Genomic DNA, 21,603 nt, shown 5'->3' with positions numbered 1-21,603 from the left:
CATGGTCAGAGGGGGTAACAAGCCGTAACCCACCGGGGACACTGTATGACTGGCCTGACCGTCATCCTGCTGCTCGTGGTCCTGGCCACGGCCGTGGCGACCGGTGCCCGGCGCTGGCGCTTGCCCGCTCCCTCGCTCCTCGTCATCGCCGGTCTGGTCGTCGGGCTCATTCCCTGGGTTCCCGAGGTCCGCCTGCCGCCTCACGTGATCAGCGTGCTGGTGCTGCCGCCCCTGCTCTACGCCTCGGCCGGGGAAATCTCTGTCCGCGACCTGCGCAGTGTGTGGCGGCCTGTGACCGGCCTGGTCTTCGGTCTGGTCCTGGCCTCGGCCGTCGCCGTCGCGTACGTCGCCCGAGCGATCACCCCGCTCACCATCGAGACCGCGTTCATCCTCGGCGCTGTCCTGGCCAGCACCGACCCCGTGGCCGTTACCGCACTCGGCCGGCGCCTGTCCCTCCCAGCGCGTGTGCAGGCCATGGTGCAGGCGGAGAGCCTGTTCAACGACGCCACGTCGCTGGTTCTGTACAAGGTCGCCGTGGCGACCGCGGTTTCCGGCAGCGCCATCACCGTGTCCGGGACCGTCGAGCAGTTCCTGATCCTCGCGGGCGGAGGAGCCCTCATCGGCGCGGCGGCCGCCGCAGTGGTGACCCTCATCCGCAGACGGACCGAGGAACCCGTGCTGGAGACCGTCATCGCATTGGTCACGCCGTACGCCTCGTACGTCATCGCGGAGGACTCGCACGCCTCCGGCGTGACCGCCGTCATCGTGTCCGGGGTCGTCCTCGGCAGCACCGGCCACAAGCTCAGCAACGCCCCCATCCGTCTCCAGATCCACGCCGTCTACGACACCGTGACCTTCCTGCTGGAGAGCGTCGTCTTCGCCCTCATCGGTCTCGAGCTCCCCTCCACCGTCCGTCACCTCGCGCACGACGAGCACGGCTGGCCGCTGTGGGTGCCGGTGATCGCCTTCACTGTGCTGGCCATCCGCCTGCTGTGGATCTTCCCGCTGTCCGCCCTGATCCAGTACCGGCACAAGGAGGGCGACAGTCGCCTCTCCTGGCGCGTTCCGGCCGTCCTGTCCTGGGCGGGCACCCGAGGCGTCATGCCGCTGGCTGCCGCGCTCTCCATCCCCCTGGTCACCCACACCGGGGCGCCGCTGCCGCACCGGGCGCTCATCCTCACGCTCACCACCGGTACCATCGCGCTCACCGTCGTTTTCCAGGGCTTCACCCTCGCTCCTGTCGTCCGCCGCTCGGGCATCGCTCTGGAACCGGAGCACACCGCCCGCGAGGAGGCCCGGACCCGCCGGCACATTGCCCACACCGCTCTCGAAGAGCTCAAACAGCTTGGCGATCTGGATGAGCTCGCCGAACTGGGCACCGCCGCTGAGGCCGCCTTGAAACAGGCCCGTCGCGATCTGGAAGCGCGCATCCACCAAGCGGAAGATGCCCACTACAGCGACCCGGACGCCCGTCCCGCCGACGCCTACCGCGAGATTCGCCGGACACTCATCGGCATCGAGGCGGCCGAGCTCCAGCGCCTCTACGAAGCAAACACGATCAGCAACGCCACCCGGCGCCGGATCCAGCGCGAACTCGACCTCGAGGAAGCCAGCCTCCGTGCCCGTGACTGACGGGTCTGTGCGGCAAGCGATACCCGCATCTGTGCTGCGCGAACTCGGTCGCAGTTACCACCACGCCCGGCACTACGGCTTCGGCGAACCCTTCAGGACGCGGACGGACCTCCTGTCCGGACCGCCGGGGCGGCTCCGGTCAGGACGGTGTCGACGGCACGCGTGGCGTAGTGCTCGTCGAGCGGGAGTTGATGGAAGACGATCCGGAGCCAGGCGGCTCCGGCCAGCAGGTCCGTCAGGAGCATCGGGTCCGTGTCCGGCGGGAGTTCGCCGCGGGTCACGGCACACCCTTGGTGAAGCGGGCCACGATGAGCGGGGCGGCGGTCGGCGGGGATGTCGGGCAGGGGCCGTGCCGGCCCCTGCAGACCTGGCCCACGGGCCTTGTACACCCGCAGGACTGACGCACCTGACGCACCACCGTGATCACAGGCGGCCGAACATCGAGATCCCCGACAGAGTCAAGCTCAGAGCCGGATGGGGAGGTGGCGCGGGCCGCGGAGCATGGCGGCGTGCCGGTAGGGGGGTGGGTCCTGGAGGAGGCCTGCGCCGGTGAGGCGGGGGATCAGTGCGCCGAGCGCGGCCTGGGCTTCGATGCGGGCGAGCGGTGCGCCGTAGCACAGGTGGATGCCGCTGCCGAAGCCGAGGTGCTGGTTGTCCGGGCGGGCGGGGTCGAACCGGTCGGGATCGTGGAACCGCTTGGGGTCGCGGTTGCCCGAGGCCAGCGCGAGCACGACGGAGGTGCCCTTGGGAAGGGTGGTGCCGGCGATGTCCACGTCGGCGAGGGGGATGCGTTGCCGCATGTGGACCGGGGACTCGTAGCGCAGCAGCTCCTCCGTCGCGGCCGGTAGCAGGCCGGGTTCGCGGCGCAGCCGGTCCAGTTGGTCGGGGTGGCGCAGCAGGGTGAGGACTCCGTTGGTGATGAGGTTGACGGTGGTTTCGTGTCCGGCGATGAGGAGCAGTACGGCCGTTTGCGCGAGTTCCTCGTGGGTGAGCCGCATGGCCGGGTCGGGTTCGTTGATGTAGGCGGAGAGCATGTCGCCGGTGGGCTGGCCGCGGCGCTGTTCGGCGAGGTTTACCAGGTACTGGCCCATCTCGATCCGCGCCTGCTCGCCGGCCCGGTCCCGCTCGGCGGAGGACTCCTCGCCGGGTCTGACGTCGGCGGAGGCCACGATCGCGTCGGACCACTGCCGGAACTGTGGTTCGTCCTCCTGGGGGACGCCGAGCAGTCGGCAGATGACGGTGACGGGCAGCGGGTAGGCGAAGTCGTCGACGATGTCGATCTGGGTGCGGTCCTGGAGGTTCTGGAGCAGTTCCTCGGTGACTTCGGTGATCTGGCTGCGCATGGCGTCGACGCGGCCGGGGCTGTGCGGCGGGCCGAACGGTCGCATGGCCAGGCTGCGCAGTCTGTGGTGCTCGGGGTCGTCGAGCCGTAGGAACGGCGGCTTCGGTGTCTCGTGGGATGGCTGCGCGGATGGGGCGGTGAGGCTGCGGGGGTCGGCACTGATGCGTGGGTCGTGGAGGAGCGCGGCGATCTCGTGGTAGGTGCCGATCAGGTAGCTGCCGTCCGCCTGCTGCACGACGGGACCGGCTTCGCGCAGTTCCGCGTAGAGGGGGTAGGGGTTGGGGCGGTTGGCGTAGTCGGTGATCCGTTCCAGGAGGGTGTCGGCGGCGGCCATGGGGTACGGCTCCTCGTGCGGTGGGCGGGATGTGGGTCAGGTGGGCTGCACCACGGTCAGTCGGCGGTCGGGCAGGTGGCCGGTGAGCGCGACGGTTGGGCCGTGGGAGAGCCCCTTCGGATCCGGCACGTCGGAGGGGAGCGGGATCTCGGCCGCGAGCGGGCGGTCGGACGCGCCGGGCGCGGGTGGGAAGGGGGCGGCGGTCTCGATCAGGTGCGTGTAGTAGTCGAGTGACTTGGCCATGTTGACGGTGACGGCGGCGGTGACCCGTCCTCGGTAGCCATAGACCATTGCCAGGCGACGCTCCTCCAGCGTGCCTTGGGCGATGACCACGTGGTCGGAGAAGGTGGGCACGCCCACGGACTTGATGTTGAGCCCGAACTGGGTCGACCAGAACGTCGGGAGGGCAAGGTGCGGGCGGCGCAGGGGGCCGGGATTGATCATGTTGTGGGCGGCGACTTCGGCCTGCGCGACTGCGTTGCCCCAGTGCTCCAGGGAGAGCATCTGGTAGCCGAACAGCGGGTGGGGGAAGCGGGAGACGTCACCGGCCACGAAGACGTCGTCGGTGACGATGCCGTACATGTCGAAGGCCCGGCACCCGGCGTCGCAGGCGATGCCGCGCGGGCCTGCTGCCAGTCCGGAGTCCGCCAGCCATTCGACGTTGCGGACCGCCCCCAGGGCCGCGACGCACAGGTCCGCCTCCACGCGGCTGCCGTCGGACAGGTCCGCACCGGTGAACCGGCCGTTCCCGTCGCCGCGCAGGGCGGTGACGGTCACCCCGCAGCGCAGGTCCACCCCGTGGTTGCGCTGCATGGCGGCCGCGAGCTTCGACAGGGTGCCGCCGAGCGCGCCCACCAGGGGGGCGGGGCCGCGTTCGGTGACTGTGACGTCGAGACCGCGTTCCCGGCAGGCCGAGGCGATCTCCGAGCCGGTGAAGCCACCGCCGATCACCAGCACCCGCCGTGGCCCCGCGGCCAGCCGCTCGGCCAGCCCGGCGGCGTCCTCGCGGGTGCGCAGGGTGAACACTCCGTCCAGGGCTGCCTCCTCCGCCTTGGGCCAGGGCCTGGCCCGGGTGCCGGTGGCGATCAGCAGCCGGTCGAACGGCAGCGATTCGCCGTCGGCCAGCACCACCCGTTTCCCGAGAGGGTCCAGGCCGGTGGCGCGCACCCCGAGCCGCCAGTCGGCGTCCGGGTTCCGGCGCATCGGCAGAGCGGTGGACTCCGCTGCGGCCTGGCCGAGCAGGACCTGTTTGGACAGCGGCGGCCGGTCGTAGGGTGGATGGGGCTCGTCCCCGATCACGGTCAGGGAGCCGGTGAAGCCCTCCTCGCGCAGCGTCTCGGCGGCCCGCAGCCCGGCCAGCGACGCGCCGACGATGACGATCCGGCCTTCTCGAAGGTCAGCGGCCACCGGAGCTCACCTCCTTTCCGAGGAGGATGGCCTGGACCGGGCACGCCGCCGCGGCCTGGCGCACACGCTCCAGCTGGTCGTCGGGGACGGCCGGTGCGTACAGCAGCCCCTCCTCCCCGTGCAGCTGGAACACCTCCGGCGCGAGGAACACGCACTGCGCATAGCCCTGGCAGCGTGTGAGGTCCACAACGATCTGCATCCCACTACTCCCTCCGTCGCCTCCCCTCTGTGTTCCAGAGTGAGGGAGAGGCCGGACCTTCGCATGGTTACCGCGCCGGTCGCCAGGTGGGAGAGGCCGACGGCCGGCCGCTTCGGATGAACGTCCAATGCCCGGTCCAGGGCGCGCTGCAAGCAGGGGCGCCGGCCCTGGTCCACCTCGCCGTCGAGGCGGACGACCTCGGCCCCACCGGAGGTGTGGGCGGTGATCCGCAGCAGCGGAACGGGCGCTCGCCTTTGCCGAGGTCGAGCGGCGGCACCTCACGGGCGGGGCCCATGTCCAGCAGCGACCAAGCCAGGCCACTGTCCCATCCGGCCTCCTGGCGGGCCCAGCCGGTCATCGCCGCAATCACGACCTCAGGCCCGTTGGCCATCGCCTGGAAGTGCCGGTCAGCGGCACCGTCGCGGTACTCCAGCGTGTAGTCACCACCGGTCTTGTGCCAGACCTGGGCGAAGACGTCAGGCAGGTCGGGTATGCGCTGGACCACCAGGAACAGGTCACCGTCGCCACCGATTCGCCGGACCAACCCCGCCAGCTCCTCGGCGGACACACGGACGTGCCGTTCCCAGTTCTCCGTCCTCACCACGATCTCCAGCATGCGCAGACTCTGACAAACCCCTCTGACGGCAGACCTCCCGGGACCCGCGACGCAACTGCTGCTGTGACAGCTCAACCAGTCGTGTTCCTGGTGGTCGTTGGCCGAGGGTTGACGACAGTCCCTAGGGCAGCAGGAGTTGCTGGGTCGGTCCGGAGAGGCTGAGCAGGTGGTCGATGATGGCCGCCACCGGGTCCGGCTGCGGGTCGAGGGCGGTGAAGAACCGGTCGATCTCCGCCGGGCCGGCCGGGGGCGGCGCGTCGAGGCAGTGTCTGGCCTGGGTGCGGGTGTGGGCCAGGGCAGCCGTCCAGGCGGCCTGCTCCGCGGCGACCGGGACGGGGAAGTAGGCGTGGGCCCGGTCGGTCGCGTCGAGCAGCTCCGTGCAGGCGCGCCGCAGCGCTGCCGCGTCCACCCGGCCGTCGGGGCCGACACTGCGGTCGGCGGCGGCGAGGGCGTACTCGTACTGTTGCATGATGCTGCGCCCCCCGAAGTAGCCCCAGGCCCAGACCTGCAGACCGGCGGTCAGACTGTCCACCGGTCTGCGCTGCACTTCGGTGAGGAGCGGGTCCGCGCCGGAGCCGACCGCGCCGGACCCGGTGCCCCCGGGCACGGTGTAGCCGACCAGGCCGATTCCGAGCAGGATCAGGCAGCCGACGGCGCCGCAAGTGCGCCGTAACAGACGGTACTTGGGGCCTGGCCCGGCCTTCGGGCGACGGCAAGCGGCAGAGGCCCGACGGCGGAACAGTGCAACGGCGGCGGCGACCGGGAGTGCCGCCACGATGCTCGCCATCGCCGCCACGGCGAGGAACTGGGGCAGGAAGAAGGCGAGCAGCTGCCGGCCGTTCCCGACGGGGAAGCCGCAGGAGGCCCGCACCGTCTCCAACCCGGGCACACAGCCGTCGGTCGCGTTCACGGCGAGCAGGACGGTCAGGCCGACGGCCGTCGCCGTGCCCGCACCGACGGCCGCCGCCGCACCGCTGCCCCGGCCCAGCAGTGCCGCGGCCACCGCCGCGAGGACCGCACCGCACAGCAGCAGCACGAAGAGCCAGCCGCTGTAGATCGTCAGGGTCGGGACGAACACCTGCTGGTCCCGCCAGATCCACACATGGGCCCGGTACGTGAGGACGAGGGCCCCGGCGGCGACGGCCGCGCCGCACAGCAGACCCGGCAGGACGCCGGCGGCGCGGGCGCGTACCCCGCCGAGCAGCGGGATGGCCAGCGGGACGAGCCACAGCCCGACGGTCAGCCAGACGGTCCACCGGAAGAGGGCCAGGATGACGACGATCAGCGTGAGGTTGGCGATGACCTCCGAGGTGGTCGAGGGCGCCAACTGCTCCGAGGGCTCGAAACCGGCGTTCAGGAACGAGAGGGCGGTGGCGGAGGAGTACGGCATCCCGGCGGCGAAGGAGGTCCCGGCCGCCTGCCACCAGCCGTACCACCAGGCGAAGGCCGCAGCGGCGACGCAGACGGTGGCCGCCCCGGCCGCCGACCGCCGCAGCCCGGGCCGCAGACCGGCGGAGAGCGCCGCGCAGCCCGCCGTCCACCAGAGCACGGCGGCGGGCACCAGCACCGGCAGCAGGAGCAGGAGCGCCTCGGGGAAGCGGGGTGCCCAGTCCAGCCCGAGGAACTGGTTGCAGACCAGCTCGCCCAGCAGGTTGCCGGCCCCGAACCAGAGCCCCGCCCGCAGACCGGACGGGCGGATGGCCCCCGGTGGGCCGTGGACCACGCTGCGCCGGACGGAGCCGGCTGCCACGGCGGCGGCCAGCACGGCCGCCGGCCAGACCCCGGGGTCGCCCGGCCCGGTCGGCAGATAGGTGTTGAGGCCGGGGGTGAAGGTGAGCAGATAGCCGAGGACCACGACCGACACCCCGGTCAGCACCAGCTGCGGCGGCCGGACCGCGACCGGCGCGGAGGCGTCGGCCAGCGCGGCGACCCGGGCCTCCCAGGACGGGTGGGTGCGCAGCAGCGCCCGCACCGCCCGCACTGCCCGCACTGCCGGGCGCACCGCCGCCGGGCCCCGGCGCTGCTCGGCGGTCCGGCGACGTCGCTGCGCCGTCCAGTAGGCCGGGTCGGCGCCGTGTGCGACGGCGTCGAGATCGGCGTGGATCTCGCGGGCCCGCAGCAACTCGGCGGTGGTGAGGTGCATCAGCACCACCATGACCGCCGCCAGGGCCAGGTCCCGGGCCAGCGGCGCCGGCGGGGGCGAGTGGAAGGTGGGCGCGAGGACGGCGGGCAGCAACTCCCGTCCGACGACCACCACGAAGGGGAGGACCACGCAGACCAGGAACACCCGCCAGAGCGCGATGGTCAGGTAGGTCAGGTCGACGTCCCGGTTGCGGAGGTGGGCGTACTCGTGGAGCAGCGTCGCCTCGAAGGCCCGGCGGTCCGTCCGGTACAGCGTCACCAGGCCCAGGTCCAGGCGGAGGCTGTACCGTCCGAACCGTCCGAGGGCGACGGCGTTCGCGGTGAACGGCGTCGCCTGGTCCACCGTGAACGCGGGTGTTCGCGGGAGCCCGCAGCGGGTCGCGAGCGCGGTCAGCCACTCGGTGAGCTCGGGGTGGTCGAGCGGGACGGTCCGGACCCGGTGCTGCTTCCAGCGCGGGATCAGCAGGTGGACCACGACCGCGAGGACCAGGACCACCGCGGTGGCGAGCAGTGGCAGCCCCAGCAGCTTCCACCGGCCCACGTGGGTGTCGAGGCACCGGCGGTAGGCTGGATCGCTCAGCGGCAGGTAGTTGGCCAGGCTGGTGTGGTTCGGGTCGGCGCCGGCCGCCAGCGCGCAGCCCGCGGTGGTGTTGCGCGGGTCGGTCACCAGGAGCAGCAGGTCCGAGAGCATGGACAGCGAACCGGCGGTGAACACCCCGGCCAGCAGCACGAAGCGCCGGGTCGTCCCCGCTCCGGGCCGGCGGAAGGGGAGCCGGGCGCTCCGACGCCCTGGTCCTGCCTCGGTCATCCGCTTGCCCGGCCGCTCCGCCGGGTCATCCCTCGCCCTCGGCGCTCCGCTCCGGTCCTTCCGCGGCGTGCGGCAGGAGCGCGAGCCGCCGTACCACGCCGTCGGCGATCCGCTCGGCCTGCTCGGGGGTCAGGCCGGTCTGCCGGGTCGCTTCCAGCACGCACTGTTCCACCGAGGCCAACTGCTCCTGGGCGAGGGCGGGAACGGTGATGGGCACCGGGGTCCGGCGGCGGAAGAGGCCGCGGCGGGCGAGGCCGGACCGGCTCGTCCGCTCCGCCACCGCGTCGACGACCCGCCGGACGGACTCGTCCACGGCGATCCAGACGGCGGGCGTCAGCAGGACGCCGATCTCCTCCAGCCCGAAGCCCAACGGCTCGCCCCGGGTGGGCCGGGAGCTGAGGCGCTCCAGCGCCGTCGCGGGGTCGAGCCCGTGCAGCGACTCGGCCAACGGCAGCTCCGCCGGGGCGAGTCGGGCGATCACTGCGGTGACGATGGCGTCCCGCAGGTCCCCGGTCGGCGGTGCCGGGAGGGGAACGGCGGCCGGCGGCTCCGGCTGGGGCTCAGCCGAGGGACTGGAGTTCATTCTGCTCCTTGGCGACCAACTGGTCGACGGCGGTGGGGTCGAGAGGATGGACAACAAGGTCGATCCGGTTCGCGTAGTCCCAGAACTCGGAGTGACCGGAGGCGTTCGCGTTGGCCTGGTTCTCGGCGGAGGCCTGGTCGAAGAGCGGGCCACCGGCCGGGTTGTTGCAGGTGAGCTTCCCGCTCAGGCTCGTCCCGGTCAGCTGGTAGGGCTGCAGGCCGCTGCGGCACCCGCCGGCCTCCCGGCCGCCGGTGGTGATGGAGCCCACCGTCAGCTCGATGTACACCTTGTCCAGGAGGTACGCCGCCGAGGAGGCGTTGTAGACGGGGCCGGAGAAGGCGACGTTCACCAGGCAACCCGTGTGACTGCAGACGACGTTGCTCGCGCCGTCGTTCTGCTGCAGGATCTGGACCGAGCTGCCGGTCGAGGCGGTGGCGAGCTCCTTGGTGTACTGCACGACCTTGCCGTACAGGCCGGTGGCGCCGGTGACCGGGGTGAGGTCGATGCCGAGCGAGTTGGTGAGCGGCGTGCGGGCCTCCAGCGACCTCGGCTGCCGGCCCGACGGGTCCTTCGCCATCGCCTTCAGCCCGGCCATCGCCGTGACCAGGTTCGGCGGTTCCCAACGGAGCACCCGGTAGGGGGCGTTCTTCGTGACGTACAGATAGCCCTGGACGGTGTCGGCCTGCCAGGCCGGCTGCCCGGCCACGGTGACGGCGGCGGCGGCCTGGTCGCCGACCACCGGGAAGCGGGGCTGCTGGTCGAGGGCCGTGCTCAGCGTCGCGGCGAGCTTCGCGGGCGTCGCGTAGGTCGCGAGCACCGGGCCCATGTTCTTCTCGTCGTTGCCCGGGTCGTAGGTCCAGCCCTTCAGCCGGGCGTCGTTCCGGTAGCTCAGGTAGTCGCGCCCGGCGACCGTCACCAGGTCCTGGGCCACCTCGTCCGAGAAGTCCGCGCTCTCGCCCACGGCGCCGTACCGCTCCGCCGTGGCCGTCACGGTGACGTCGTAGTAGCCGGTGTACTGGTCGTGGTCCTGGTAGCGCACCCCCGGCGTCCGGGCGAGCGCGGCCAGTGCCTGGGTGAAGGGCTCGCGCACCTCCTGCTTCGGGCCGTCCCCGTCCGGCAGCACCAGGACGACGGTCAGGGCGGCCAGCAGGGCGAGGACGACCGCGCCCGCCACCGCGAGCCGGTTCCGCCGGCGCCGCCACCACGACCCGGACCCGGCAGGCGCGGGGCCCGACAGCGGGTGGGCGGCGGCCGTCGCCCCGGCCGCGTCGGCGAGGAGGCGCGCGCCCCGCTCCGGCCACTGCGGGCCGTGGACCGCGGCGGCGGCCGCCTCCAGCTCCGTCAGGAAGGACCGGGCATCGGGGTACCGGACCTCCGGCGCCTCGGCCAGGGCCCGTGCCACCACCCGGCGCACCGGCTCGGGCAGGTTCTCGGGCGGTGCTGCGGCGGGGGAGGGGCGCCGGCCGGTCAGGCACTCGACGAACACCAGTGCGGCGGAGTACCCGTCGAAGGCGGGCGAGGCGGGCGCGCCGAGTCGCAGCTCAGGGGCGCGGTACGCCGCGTCCGGCTCCGCCGGATCGGCGGGCGGGCGGCCGGTGTTGAGCAGCCGGCAGTGCCCGGTGAGGTCCACCAGGACGTCGCTCGGCCGGTACCTCCCGTGCGGCACGCCCTGCTCGTGGGCGGCGGCCAGCCCGAGCAGCGAGTCGCGCAGCACCGCGAGCGCGGCCTCGGGCGGGAGCGGACGGACGGCCAGGAGCGCCTGCAGACTCGCGCCCTCCACCGCGGCCATGACCACGGCGCCGCCCGTGCCGTCCGGCGAGGGGAGCAGCTGGTCGATCCGGACCAGGTTCGGGTGCCGCAGCGCAGTGCCGCCGGCGGGCGGCGCGAGGGAGTACTTGATCACGGCGAGCTCACCGGAGGCGTCCGAGCGGACCAGCACGACCCGGTTCCGACCGGAACCGAGTGGCCGGATCTCCGTCCATCCCGGTACCCGCCACCCGGGCACCGGCTGACCCGACGACGACCGGTCCTGGTCCGAACCCTCCGGCATGCCCGCTCCCCCGAATCGGCGGCATTTCGTGGCCACTCAGCGTAGGGCTGGCAGAACTCCTTTGTACATGGGGTCAAGTTGACGACCCATCAGATTCGATCGAACCCACTGGGGCCGGTGTGGGACGAGCGGTGGCTGCGGCGGGCGAACCGTTCTGTGACAGCTGGTTATTCCCCTGGATAGCGGCGATTTTCGGCCACCTTCGACGACGTGCGGTCCGGGCCGCGCCGCCGCCCGGATCGGCCTCCGCCGACGCTTGGCCGGGGAATCCACTGGCCACGCGTCAGATCGCCGGAAGTGAGGCTGGCCTAACCCGCGCCGCGACCGGATCGAAGGACGCTGTCCACTTCGGGGCACCGGCCGGATCCGGTGCTCCGTCGGCTCCTTGACAGGTACTCGCGGATCCGGTGAAGCTCATCGCGGCAACCAGCACGACTCCCATTGTTCTCCCGCTCCACTTCGGCCCTTTCCGCGAGGCGATCCCCCCGGCGGTGCCTTCGTCCGGGGGCGAGTGGGAGATGAGGGCGGGCGCAGGCTCCCCATCGGCCCGGACCATCGATCCGACCGTCGCATCCGGAGCCGCATCCGGAGCCGAATTCCGTACCACGGCGCCGGAATCCCGGAGCCCCCGACGGCGTCGCACCGGTCGGCCCGCCCCCCGAGGACCCGTGTGCCAACCCGTCGCCTCCGTACCACCGCACGGAAGGAACAGCCATGTCGCAGAGGACCTGGGACAACCAACCGCGCCCGGCCCGGCTGGAGGAGCGTCTGGACGACGACGTCGTCCGATGTCATCTCAGCCCCCGGAACTGCCGGATACGCCCCGGCCAGCACGGATTCTGCATGGTCCGGGCCAATCGGGACGGCCGTCTGGTGACCCTGAACTACGGGCGCTCCGTCCACGCCACCGAGGAGACCATCGAGACCGAGGCGGTGTTCCACTACGCGCCCGGCGCCCGGATCCTCTCCATGGGCAACGTCGGCTGCATGCTGAACTGCGACTACTGCCACAACTGGAAGACGTCGCAGGCGCGCCACGTGGAGGACAAGGACGTCTACCACTACACGCCCGAGGAAGTCGTGGACATCGCCGTCCGGCACGGCATCAAGGTCATCTCCTGGACCTACAACGACCCGGTGGTGTGGCACGAGTTCGTGGTCGAGACGGCGGCCCTCGCCAAGGCGGCCGGAATCGTCAACCTCTACAAGTCCGCGTTCTTCATCAGCGGCGAGGCGATCGAGGAACTGATCCCGGTCATCGACATCTTCTCGGTGTCGATCAAGTCCCTGGACCCGAAGTACTACCGGAAGATCACCAAGGGGTGGCTGGAACCGGTCCTGGAGGGCACCGAGCAGGTGTTCCGGGCCGGCAAGCACGTCGAGGTCTCCACGCTGATGGTCACCGACCTCAGCGACGACGAGACGACCGCCCGGGAGATGGCGACCTTCGTCGGCGAGCGGCTCAGCCCCGACGTGCCCACGCACTTCGTGCGCTTCCACCCGGACTACAAGATGACCGACACCATCCGCACCCCGGTCGACCGGCTGGAACGGGCCCGCAAGATCGCCCTGGACATGGGGCTGAACCACGTCTACCTGGGGAACGTGTACGACACCGAGTCGACCAACACCTGGTGCCACCGGTGCGGCCAGCTCCAGATCACCCGGTACGGCCTCAACGCCGACCTGGTCGGCCTGGACCGGGACGGCGCCTGCGTCGGGTGCGGTGCCCGCGCCCCGATCGTCCTGCTGCCCGACGCCCGGTCGCGGACCCGGGTGCCGGAACTCCCCGCCGAGGGCCTGGACCTGGCCCGCTTCGACTGGCACGGCGACGTCCGCGCCCTGCACGTCCAGGTGCGCAACACCTCCGACGCGCCGGTGCGGGCCTACCACCGCCGCTACGGCGACCCGGCCGCGGAGCAGTCGTGGCAGGTCATCGACCTGGCCCCGCAGGAGAGCTTCCGGTACATCGCCGCCAAGAGCACGGCGGGCGAGGTCGGCGTCCAGGTGGCCGTCCCCTCGCAGTGCACCTCCAGCCTCCACCAGGTCTTCGACCGCGCCCACTTCCCGACCGTGGAGGCCTCCGCCGGGACGCTGAACGAGGACGTCTCGCCGCTGCCCCTCTTCCAGCCCCGCACCAGGTCATGACCGGCCCCGCGCACGCGACGGAGCAGGGTGTGATGCGGCATGGAACCGACTACCGCGTCCTGCCGTTCAGCGACGACACCTCGGCCGTCCTGATCACCGGGAGCCACCGGCTGCTGCTCGCCCCGGCGGACACCGCCGAGCGGTTGGCAGCCGGCGTGGAGAACCTGCTGCTCGACGAGCGACGGGCGTGGGAGAGGCTGCAGGCCGGCGCCGAATCCGGGCGCGAGGCCAACCGCGTCCGCCTTCGGGAGGGCGCGCTGTCGGACGGCGCCGACTTCGCGGTCAACGTCAACCTGACGAACGTGTGCAACCTCGCCTGCACCTACTGCTTCGCCGAGGGCGGCGACTACGGCCGCATCACCGAGGCCATGGGCGAGCATTCGATCGCCTGGATCTTCGACTTCGTCGACCGCTACGCCGCGCCCGGGCAGCGCGTCCGCTTCGAGTTCTTCGGCGGGGAGCCGCTGGCCAACTTCGAGGTGATCCGCAGGATCTGCGAGCGCGCCCGCGACCTCACCGCACGCACGGGCACCGAGTTCGTCCACCGGATCTCGACCAACCTCACCCTGATGCCCCAGGGCATCGAGGAGCTCTTCCGGGACTACGGCTTCATCGTCTCGGTCTCGATCGACGGCGGCCGCGAGGTCCAGGATGCCAACCGCCCGTCCAAGAACGGGAAGGGGTCCTACGACCGGATCATCCGCAACCTGTTCCGGCTGCGCGAGGCCTGCGGCGACGACGTCACCCTGGTCGCGCGGATGACCATCGCGACCGCGGAGCCCAGCCTCACCGACAACGTGCTCGACCTCTGGAACCTCGACCTCTTCGACTACTTCCAGATCTATCCGGGCGTCTACCCCGTGGACCAGGGCACCACGGTGCCCATCGCCCTCACCCTGGGGGACCGCAAGCTCTCCGAGCCCAAGGGCATCCAGTACATCAACCACTTCCTCCAGCCCGGCATCGTGGAGCAGTTCAAGGACTTCCTGGTGCACTACCCGCAGCTGTTCGCCGCCGACAACCGGTTCAAGGGCGTGCTGGAGTACGAGCGCACGGTACAGATGATCACCGAGGGGTCGGCGGCGCTGGCGTTCTGCTCGGGCGGCCGGACGTACTACACCCACTCCCCCGACGGCAGCATCAGCCCGTGCCACCGCCTGGTCGGCGACCAGGGATTCGACGTGGGCACCGGGGCCGAGGGCCTCACCCGGGACCACCCCGAGTGGCGGCGCACCGTCGACGAGCACCGGGTGTGCGGGGCCTGCTGGGCCCGCTACCTGTGCGGCGGGGGCTGCCGACAGGAGAACCACGTGGCGTCCGGCGACGTGAACGAGCTCAACACCGAGTCCTGCCAGTACCAGCTGATGCTCGCCGAAGAGGTCGTCAAGATGCTGGCGAGGTCCGCCGCCGACTACCGCGAGCGGTCGCGGACGCGCTACGACGACCTCTTCGTCTCCTGCGGACGCCCGGTGGTCCCCAACGGCCGGCCGGCCCTCGACGCGTCCGCCGACGTCCGACCGTTCCAGGTCCTCTGCTGACGGGCTCCGGCCCCGGATCCGTCACCCACCACGCCAGGCCGGCCCCGACGAAGGAGCGACCGCAGATGGCCGAGAAGATCATCCGGCGGAACATCCACACCTATCCGTTCAAATACCGGCACCACGAGTACGACGAGTACTTCCGCCCCGAGAACGCGGTGCTGTACCTGCACGTCCCGTTCTGCATCACCAAGTGCGGATTCTGCGACTACACGGTCTACATCAACCGGAACGAGCAGCACTTCGCCCAGTACGTCGACGCGCTGGAGCGCGAGGTCCGCGCGTTCGCCGCCAATCGCGCCTTCCCCGCGTTCCGGGTCGACGCGGTGTACTTCGGCGGCGGCACGCCGGGCATCCTCACCGGCGACCAGACGGCACGGCTGCTGGACGTCTGCCGGGAGTCGTTCGAATTCAACGAAGGCGCGGAGATCGGCCTGGAATTCGACCCCTCGACGGTCGACGAGGCCAAGATCGCGTGCATGCGCGAGGCCGGATTCACCCGGCTCAGCGTCGGCGTCCAGGCCTTCGACGACCGGCTGCTGACGATCTGCAACCGCTCGCACGACCGCGCCACCGCGGAACGGGCCTTCCGCACCGTCGTCGACGGCGGATTCACCCACACCAACATCGACCTGATCTTCCCGCTCCCGGACCAGTCCGTGGACGACTGGAAGCGCAGCGTGGACCGCGCCATCGAACTCGAACCGGCCTGCATCACGGCCTACGGCCTGGAGATCTGGCCGAAGACGGCGTTCCACTCGCTCATCACGTCCGGCAAGATGGCGCTCCCCACGGCCCAGGACGAGCGGCGCATGTACGAGTACGCCATCGACGCCCTGGAGGCGGCGGGGTTCGTCCGGCGCAGCTCGACCGGCTACTTCCACCCCGACCGCTGCGCCGACTACTCGCGCTTCCTGGAGTACTACTGGCGGACCTGGCCCATGATCGGATTCGGCGTCTCGTCGAAGAGCGTGATCCACGACCGGCTGTTCGTCAACGTCAAGCCGCTGAAAAAGTACTACGAGATGGTGGAAGGCGGTCAGATCCCGCTGGATTTCGCCACCTACCTCACCAAGGAACAGGAGATGCGCCGCGTCATGATCCGCGGCCTCAAGATGTGCGAGGTCAACCGGCCGGATTTCCGGCAACGGTTCGGCGTCACCATGGAGACGGTCTTCGGACCGGAAATCGAACAGCTCATCGACAAGGGCTGGCTGGAGCCGCGCGGCACGGACGTGTACGCCCTGACCAGGCTCGGCCAGTTGTTGTCGACCAATGTGTACGAGCTGTTCTACGCGCCCGAAGACCTGAGCCCGGCCGAAGGCGATGAGGTACGGTTCGGCATATCGGAACTCGTCGAATGACCTGATCGGCGGGTGTTGTGACGAGAGGGCAGAGCGAATTGTCGCGCACGTGCTCGCACCAGGACTTAGGTCGGACCGGAATGACCCCGGTGACCAGCGGGGGCGGACGGTGAACATCCTCCCTGCGTGGTTCGCCGGGCTCAGCCTCGGCTTCCTGGTCGCTCTGCCCCTCGGCCCCATCGGTCTGCTGTGCGTGCGCAGCGTCCTGCGCGACGGCTTCCCGACCGGCTGGGCGATCGGCCTGGGCGCGGCACTGGTGGACGTCACCTACGCCGGCCTGGGCCTGGCCGGAGTCGGCAGGCTGCTGGACGTCCCGGCGCTGCGGACGGGTCTGGGCCTGGCCGGGGCGGCGGTGCTGGTGTACATCGGCGCGCGCTCGCTGCGCTCCGCCTTCCAGGTCAAGACGGCCGCCGAGGACGAGCGGAACCCGGAGGCGGTCCGCCCGCTGGCGGCGTTCCGTACCGCGCTGGCGGCCACCGCCTCCAACCCGGCGACGATCGGCTACTGGGCCGCCGCCTTCGCCGCGGCCACGGCGGCGAACGTCACCGGGACGCTGCCCGCCTCGGTCTCCATGCTCGTCGGTGTCGGCTGCGGCACGCTGCTGTGGTTCACCATGCTGAGCACCGGCGTGCTGGTGTTCCGCCGACGGTTCAGCGCCCGGCTGCTGAAGGGAGTCGACCTGGTCGCCGGGGTCGGCGTCATCCTCTTCGGCGGTTTCCTCGCCTACCAGTCGCTCGCCTGAACCCGCTCCCCGCCTCCGGGGTGATCGCGGGCCGGGCGCCCGCTCCCCTGGAGGAACCCATGACCACCCACCATCCCCTCGGCACCGCACCGGACGGGAACCCGCGCCGGCCGGGCGAGTTACTGCCCCGGGCCCTGGTGTACCTGGCCGGCTGCCTGGTCTTCTCGCTGGGCGCCCACTGCTTCATCCAGTCGAACCTGGGCACCGATCCGCTCGACGTCTTCTCGCTCGGGGTGCTCAGACACCTGCCGCTCACCATCGGGATCTGCCAGGCGGCCGTCGCGGTGGTGTGCATCGGGGTGTGGGCGGTGTGGAACCGCAAGCGCCCGGTGGTCTCGCCCTTCGTGACCTTCTTCCTGTGCGGCAGCCTGATCGACCTCTTCCAATGGCTGCGGCCGGTGGCCTGGTTGGGGCTGCGGAGCTACCCGCTGATGCTGCTCGGCGCGCTGCTGTGCGCGTACGCGTCGGCGCTGATCATCATGAGCGGCTTCGGGATCCGCGCCATCGACCTGCTGGCGATCACCATCCGGCAACGCCGGACCTGGCCCTTCTGGTGCGCGAAGGGACTGATCGAGGGTGTGCTGCTGCTCTCCGGATGGCTGCTGGGCGGGCCGGTGGGCGTGGGCACGGTGGCCTTCCTGGTCTTCGTGGACCTGCTCATCGAACCCTTCGTACGGTTCAACCGGCGCTTCCTCGACATCCCGGACCACGGCTTCGCGGTCGCCCTGGCGGCGCCCTGAGCCGGGCGGCACCACCAACGAGCCGTCCCCCGCGGGCAGTTGCCCGCGGGGGCCGGGTTCGCGTTCGCTGCCGGGACAAGGCCCGTGTCAAGGTCGCCCGCGCTCATGGCCGGGTGGCCGACGCACGGCGCGAGTTCCACCACCGGCTCTCCACCGAGTTGATCCGGGAGAACCAAGCGGTCGCTGTGGAAGACCTGGTGGTGAAGGGACTCGCCCGCCGCGCTCGTACTACCTCGGCGGGTGAAGTCGCTGCGGTGGCCGCCCGGCCGAACGGCCCCCGGCTCTCCCGAGCGCACCGTAGGGCGAGCGGCCAAGCGGTGGCGATGTCAGTACTGCGTTGCGCTTGCCGGGCGGTTCGAGAACGGAGCCGGATGTCGTTCTCGTTCGGGTCGGTTCTTGTGGAACCGTCGCCGGTGTCGAAGCCCCATCCCTGATCTTCGGAGGGTATCCCCGGCTTCAGTCGGGGAGGGAATCCGATCCTGGGATCGGTGGCGCGGAGCGCCGCCGCTTCCCTACGTGGCAGAACGCTCGTGGTGTGTTCTGTCGGTGGCGTGTGGCATGTTGGTTGCCGAGGCGGTGGAGGGGGTGGGTCGTGTTGATTCGTGCGTACAAGTTCTTGCTGCGGCCCACTGTGGGCCAGCAGCAGGCACTGACGGAGATGTTGCGGGATCACTGCTCGCTCTACAACGGGGCGTTGCAGGAACGTCGGGATGCCTGGCGGCATGTCTCCGGGACGACGGTCCGCTATGGCGAGCAGTCTGCGCAGCTGAAGGAGATCCGGGCGTTCGACCCGGAGTGTCAGGGCCGCTGGTCCTTCTCCTCCCAGCAGGCGACGCTTCGACGGCTGGACAGGGCGTTCGCGGCGTTCTTCCGCCGGGTCACGTCCGGCGGGAAACCGGGCTACCCGCGTTTTCGGGGCGTGAACCGGTTCGACACGGTGGACTTCCCCAGGGACGGTGACGGCTGCCGCTGGGACTCAACCCCGCACGGCCCGGTGACCCGTGTCCGTTTCCAGGGCGTCGGCCACGTCAGGGTGCATCGGTACCGGCCGGTGGTCGGCAGGGTCAAGACGATCTCGGTCAAGCGTGAGGGCAAGCGCTGGTACGTGGTGTTGACGGCCGAGCAGGCCCGGCCCGGGCCGCTGCCCGCGACCGGATCCGTGGTCGGCATCGACATGGGCATAGCCAGCTTCCTCGCCGACTCCGACGGCGGGTTCGTTCCCAGCCCCCGCCACGGCCGGAAGGCCGCGGCGAAGCTCGAAGCCGCCCAGCAGGCCCTCTCCCGGTGCAAGCGCGGGTCGAAGCGCCGCCGCAAGGCCGTGGAGACCGTCGCCCGGCTGCACCGCAAGGTCCGCCGCCAACGCCTCGACCACGCCCACAAGACCACCCTCGATCTCGTGCGGGAGCATGACTTCATCGCGCACGAGGACCTCAGGATCCGCAACATGGTCAAGGCCCCCGCACCGAAACCCGACCCCGACCGGCCGGGTGCCTTCCTCCCCAACGGGGCCGCAGCCAAAGCCGGACTCAACCGCTCGATATCGGATGCCGGATGGGGGGTGTTCCTCACGATCCTGCACGCCAAGGCTGAAAGCGCCGGACGGGAAGTGATCGCCGTGGACCCCCGCAACACCTCCCGGACGTGCCCCGCATGCGGGCATGTTGCGGCGGAGAACCGGCCCACCCAGGACACCTTCCACTGCACCGGCTGCGGCCACCAGGCGCACGCCGACACGGTGGGAGCCGTCAACGTCCTACGGGCCGGGCTGGCCCGTCGCAACGCCCGCCCGGGTTAGCGAGAAGCCCCCGGCATCAGCCGGGGGAGGAGTCACCAGGAGTCGGTTCACCGCTCGGCGTCGGCCTCCAGGCTCGCGCGCAGGCGCGACAGGCACTCGCTGGTGAAGCGGGGGTAGATGCCCGGGTAGTACGACACCCCGCTGATCCCGACGGCAACGGCCCACGCCCGGGCACGCAGCCATGTCACGTCGCCGAGGCTCAAGGCATCCCAGTACGTATGTCGAGCGGCGGGTGGGACTGGGCTTGATTCGCTTTGACGGACACCCCTGATCAGGGGCTTCGGTCCCGGTAAGGATGATGTCCATCATGGAGAGCATGGGGAAGAAGCCGCGCCCTCGCCGCTCGTTCACGCCGGAGTTCAAGGCCGAGATCGTCGAGCTGTGCCGACGCGGCGACCGCTCGGTCGGCCAGGTCGCCAAGGACTTCGACCTGACCGAGACCGCGGTGCGCGACTGGGTGAAGCAGGCCCAGGTCGACGCCGGCGAGCGCGACGGCCTGACCAGCGACGAGCGCGAGGAACTGGCCAGGCTGCGGCGGGAGAACCGCCGCTTGCGCGAGGACGTGGACATCCTCAAGCGTGCGATGGCTTTCTTCGCGACGGAGACCCGGTGACGGTGCACCCGTTCATCGAGGCGGAGAAGCAGGCAGGCCACAACGTCAAACGGGCGTGTGAACTGCTCAAGGTCTCCCGAGCCGCCTTCTACGCCCGCCGAACCGCCACCCCCGGCTCCCGCGCGGTCCGCGACGCTGAGCTGACCGAGAAGATCACCGAGGTCCACGCGACCTCGCGCGGCACCTATGGAGCTCCGCGCGTGCACGCCGTCCTGCAGGGCGACGGCGACCGGTGCGGCCGGCGAAGGGTCGCACGCCTGATGCGCCAGGCCGGCCTCGAGGGCCGGCACCGAAGACGGCGCCAGCACACCACGATCCCCGATCCCCGCGCCGTCACCCGGCCGGACCTGGTGCTGCGCGACTTCCAGCCCCACCCGGCGGCCCTCGATGCGCGCTGGTGCGGCGACATCACCTACATCCCCACCGACGAGGGCTGGCTCTACCTGGCCACCGTCATCGACATCGCCTCCCGTCGCGTCGTCGGCTGGGCCACCGCCGACCACCTGCGGACCGAACTGGTCGCCGGCGCCCTACGGGCCGCCTGCCACACCCGCCGCCCGACCGGGCCGGTGATCTTCCACTCCGATCGCGGCTGCCAGTACACCAGCCGTGAATTCGCCGACCTGGCAGGCGAGTTCGGAGTTCGGCTGTTGGTCGGCCGGACCGGCCAGTGCTGGGACAACGCACTCGCCGAGTCCTTCTTCGCCACCCTCAAACGGGAGCTACTGGGCGACCGCCCCTGGCTCAGCCGGGCCGCAGCACGGACCGCGATCTTCGAGTGGATCGAAGCCTGGTACAACATACGCAGGCTGCACAGCAGCCTTGGCTACCGCAGTCCCGCCGAATACGAGACCGTCCTGGCGGCCTGACCACCACACCAACGGTGTCCGTCAAAGCGGAGCAAGCCCAGACAATCCCACAGAGTCGAGTGCTCGGCGTAGGGAAAGCCGACCGAGAGGCACGGGGCCGTGTGGACAGCCACGCCCATGGGGGCACGACACCGGGCGGACCGGGGGAACACCGGTCCGCCCGTAGGCGGCTGCGCTCGCGGCTGTGGGTGCGCAGTGTCGCCGGGCAGGTGTTCCTGTGGATGCTGATCGTGGTGGTGCTGCTGGTCGGCGCCGCGCTGACGGCACTCATCCTGCAGGCCCGGAGCTATGCCACGAGTGATGCCGAGCACCGCACACGCGCCGTGGCCATCACCTTGGCGCAGGCCCCTACGGTGGCCGCTGCTCTCGACAGTGCCGATCCGACCGCGGTGCTGCAGCCGCTGGCCGTGGACGTGCAGAAGAGCGGCGGCTTCGACTACGTCGTGATTTTCGGCACCAACGGGATCCGCTACGCCTCCACCGACCATCCCGAGCTGATCGGACAGCACGTCTACGGCTCCTACCGGGGGCCCTGAAGGGGCCGGTCACCACGACCGAGGCCACACCGCTGGGACATGACATGGACACTGACCACCTGGGGCCTGGAGGACCTGACCTTCACCACCGAACTGATCCTCAGCGAACTCATCACCAACGCCATCCGCTACGGCACCGAACCCG

17 protein-coding genes and 3 pseudogenes are annotated in these 21,603 nt (G+C 70.9%); 11 read left to right on the top strand and 9 right to left on the bottom strand.

Annotated features, from left to right (window positions below; all coding sequences use genetic code 11):
- Positions 1-45: 45 nt before the first annotated feature.
- Positions 46-1,632, top strand: a complete 1,587-nt coding sequence (locus AB0O11_RS34950) for a Na+/H+ antiporter (protein ID WP_363395164.1) — start codon at positions 46-48, stop codon at positions 1,630-1,632.
- Positions 1,633-1,724: 92 nt separating this feature from the next.
- Here AB0O11_RS34950 and AB0O11_RS34945 read toward each other — a convergent pair whose 3' ends face one another.
- The 8 genes and pseudogenes from AB0O11_RS34945 to AB0O11_RS34910 all read right to left on the bottom strand — a co-directional run bounded on the left by AB0O11_RS34945 (position 1,725) and on the right by AB0O11_RS34910 (position 11,002).
- Positions 1,725-1,913: a TetR-like C-terminal domain-containing protein gene (locus AB0O11_RS34945; RefSeq protein WP_363395161.1), complete on the bottom strand. Its 189-nt coding sequence runs from the start codon at positions 1,911-1,913 to the stop codon at positions 1,725-1,727.
- A 183-nt stretch (positions 1,914-2,096) separates the two neighbouring features.
- The gene (locus AB0O11_RS34940; RefSeq protein ID WP_363395158.1) at positions 2,097-3,308 is read right to left on the bottom strand and encodes a cytochrome P450; all 1,212 of its coding nucleotides are present in this window, start codon (positions 3,306-3,308) and stop codon (positions 2,097-2,099) included.
- 36 nt (positions 3,309-3,344) lie between these two features.
- Positions 3,345-4,715: an FAD-dependent oxidoreductase gene (locus AB0O11_RS34935; protein ID WP_363395155.1), complete on the bottom strand. Its 1,371-nt coding sequence runs from the start codon at positions 4,713-4,715 to the stop codon at positions 3,345-3,347.
- Positions 4,705-4,914, bottom strand: coding sequence for a ferredoxin (locus AB0O11_RS34930; protein WP_363395152.1), 210 nt, complete (start codon positions 4,912-4,914; stop codon positions 4,705-4,707). The genes AB0O11_RS34935 and AB0O11_RS34930 overlap by 11 nt, the downstream gene beginning before the upstream one ends.
- Before the next feature lie 247 nt (positions 4,915-5,161).
- Positions 5,162-5,530 (bottom strand): annotated as a pseudogene (locus AB0O11_RS34925) (hypothetical protein); the annotation flags it as partial.
- Between the two features lie 121 nt (positions 5,531-5,651).
- The gene (locus AB0O11_RS34920) at positions 5,652-8,480 is read right to left on the bottom strand and encodes a M48 family metalloprotease (RefSeq protein ID WP_363395149.1); all 2,829 of its coding nucleotides are present in this window, start codon (positions 8,478-8,480) and stop codon (positions 5,652-5,654) included.
- A gap of 25 nt (positions 8,481-8,505) precedes the next feature.
- The gene (locus AB0O11_RS34915; RefSeq protein WP_363395146.1) at positions 8,506-9,063 is read right to left on the bottom strand and encodes a hypothetical protein; all 558 of its coding nucleotides are present in this window, start codon (positions 9,061-9,063) and stop codon (positions 8,506-8,508) included.
- Positions 9,041-11,002 (bottom strand): hypothetical protein, encoded by a 1,962-nt coding sequence (locus tag AB0O11_RS34910; RefSeq protein WP_363395143.1) that lies wholly within the window; start codon positions 11,000-11,002, stop codon positions 9,041-9,043. The genes AB0O11_RS34915 and AB0O11_RS34910 overlap by 23 nt, the downstream gene beginning before the upstream one ends.
- Positions 11,003-11,827: 825 nt before the next feature.
- On the opposite strand from AB0O11_RS34910, the gene amrS reads away from it, so the two are divergent.
- The 7 genes and pseudogenes from amrS to AB0O11_RS34875 all read left to right on the top strand — a co-directional run bounded on the left by amrS (position 11,828) and on the right by AB0O11_RS34875 (position 19,440).
- Complete coding sequence (amrS, locus tag AB0O11_RS34905; RefSeq protein WP_363395140.1) at positions 11,828-13,261, top strand: AmmeMemoRadiSam system radical SAM enzyme; 1,434 nt, start codon at positions 11,828-11,830, stop codon at positions 13,259-13,261.
- Between the two features lie 32 nt (positions 13,262-13,293).
- Positions 13,294-14,799, top strand: a complete 1,506-nt coding sequence (locus AB0O11_RS34900) for a radical SAM protein (RefSeq protein WP_363395137.1) — start codon at positions 13,294-13,296, stop codon at positions 14,797-14,799.
- A 65-nt stretch (positions 14,800-14,864) separates the two neighbouring features.
- Positions 14,865-16,163, top strand: a complete 1,299-nt coding sequence (locus tag AB0O11_RS34895) for a coproporphyrinogen-III oxidase family protein (RefSeq protein ID WP_363395134.1) — start codon at positions 14,865-14,867, stop codon at positions 16,161-16,163.
- A 109-nt stretch (positions 16,164-16,272) separates the two neighbouring features.
- Positions 16,273-16,905, top strand: coding sequence for a LysE family transporter (locus AB0O11_RS34890; protein ID WP_363395131.1), 633 nt, complete (start codon positions 16,273-16,275; stop codon positions 16,903-16,905).
- Positions 16,906-16,964: 59 nt separating this feature from the next.
- Positions 16,965-17,645 carry a hypothetical protein gene (locus AB0O11_RS34885; RefSeq protein WP_363395128.1) on the top strand — a complete coding sequence of 227 codons (681 nt, stop codon included), beginning with the start codon at positions 16,965-16,967 and terminating at the stop codon, positions 17,643-17,645.
- A gap of 71 nt (positions 17,646-17,716) precedes the next feature.
- A pseudogene (locus AB0O11_RS34880) lies at positions 17,717-17,863 on the top strand (transposase); the annotation flags it as partial.
- 377 nt (positions 17,864-18,240) lie between these two features.
- Positions 18,241-19,440 carry a transposase gene (locus tag AB0O11_RS34875; RefSeq protein ID WP_363395235.1) on the top strand — a complete coding sequence of 400 codons (1,200 nt, stop codon included), beginning with the start codon at positions 18,241-18,243 and terminating at the stop codon, positions 19,438-19,440.
- 47 nt (positions 19,441-19,487) lie between these two features.
- Here the strand turns inward: AB0O11_RS34875 and AB0O11_RS34870 are convergent, their stop codons facing one another.
- Positions 19,488-19,628 carry a hypothetical protein gene (locus AB0O11_RS34870; protein WP_363395125.1) on the bottom strand — a complete coding sequence of 47 codons (141 nt, stop codon included), beginning with the start codon at positions 19,626-19,628 and terminating at the stop codon, positions 19,488-19,490.
- Positions 19,629-19,735: 107 nt separating this feature from the next.
- Here AB0O11_RS34870 and AB0O11_RS34865 point away from each other — a divergent pair.
- The 3 genes and pseudogenes from AB0O11_RS34865 to AB0O11_RS34855 all read left to right on the top strand — a co-directional run.
- A pseudogene (locus tag AB0O11_RS34865) lies at positions 19,736-20,032 on the top strand (transposase); the annotation flags it as partial.
- Between the two features lie 17 nt (positions 20,033-20,049).
- On the top strand, positions 20,050-20,922 hold the full coding sequence (locus AB0O11_RS34860; RefSeq protein ID WP_363395122.1) for an IS3 family transposase: 873 nt from the start codon (positions 20,050-20,052) through the stop codon (positions 20,920-20,922).
- Between the two features lie 221 nt (positions 20,923-21,143).
- The gene (locus tag AB0O11_RS34855) at positions 21,144-21,458 is read left to right on the top strand and encodes a hypothetical protein (RefSeq protein WP_363395119.1); all 315 of its coding nucleotides are present in this window, start codon (positions 21,144-21,146) and stop codon (positions 21,456-21,458) included.
- Positions 21,459-21,603 lie beyond the last annotated feature (145 nt).

The organism is Kitasatospora sp. NPDC093102 (genome assembly GCF_040683915.1).
GTDB lineage: Bacteria > Actinomycetota > Actinomycetes > Streptomycetales > Streptomycetaceae > Kitasatospora.
Note: the sequence above shows the minus strand (reverse complement) of the source record. Positions and strands in the feature narration are given on the sequence as shown.

Coding starts and splice junctions, on each gene's coding strand:
- AB0O11_RS34915 (WP_363395146.1), bottom strand. CDS start 9,063: ATGAACTCCAGTCCCTCGGCTGAGCCCCAGCCGGAGCCGCCGGCCGCC.
- AB0O11_RS34895 (WP_363395134.1), top strand. CDS start 14,865: ATGGCCGAGAAGATCATCCGGCGGAACATCCACACCTATCCGTTCAAA.
- AB0O11_RS34950 (WP_363395164.1), top strand. CDS start 46: ATGACTGGCCTGACCGTCATCCTGCTGCTCGTGGTCCTGGCCACGGCC.
- AB0O11_RS34885 (WP_363395128.1), top strand. CDS start 16,965: ATGACCACCCACCATCCCCTCGGCACCGCACCGGACGGGAACCCGCGC.
- AB0O11_RS34900 (WP_363395137.1), top strand. CDS start 13,294: ATGCGGCATGGAACCGACTACCGCGTCCTGCCGTTCAGCGACGACACC.
- amrS (WP_363395140.1), top strand. CDS start 11,828: ATGTCGCAGAGGACCTGGGACAACCAACCGCGCCCGGCCCGGCTGGAG.
- AB0O11_RS34855 (WP_363395119.1), top strand. CDS start 21,144: ATGCTGATCGTGGTGGTGCTGCTGGTCGGCGCCGCGCTGACGGCACTC.
- AB0O11_RS34940 (WP_363395158.1), bottom strand. CDS start 3,308: ATGGCCGCCGCCGACACCCTCCTGGAACGGATCACCGACTACGCCAAC.
- AB0O11_RS34920 (WP_363395149.1), bottom strand. CDS start 8,480: ATGACCGAGGCAGGACCAGGGCGTCGGAGCGCCCGGCTCCCCTTCCGC.
- AB0O11_RS34930 (WP_363395152.1), bottom strand. CDS start 4,914: ATGCAGATCGTTGTGGACCTCACACGCTGCCAGGGCTATGCGCAGTGC.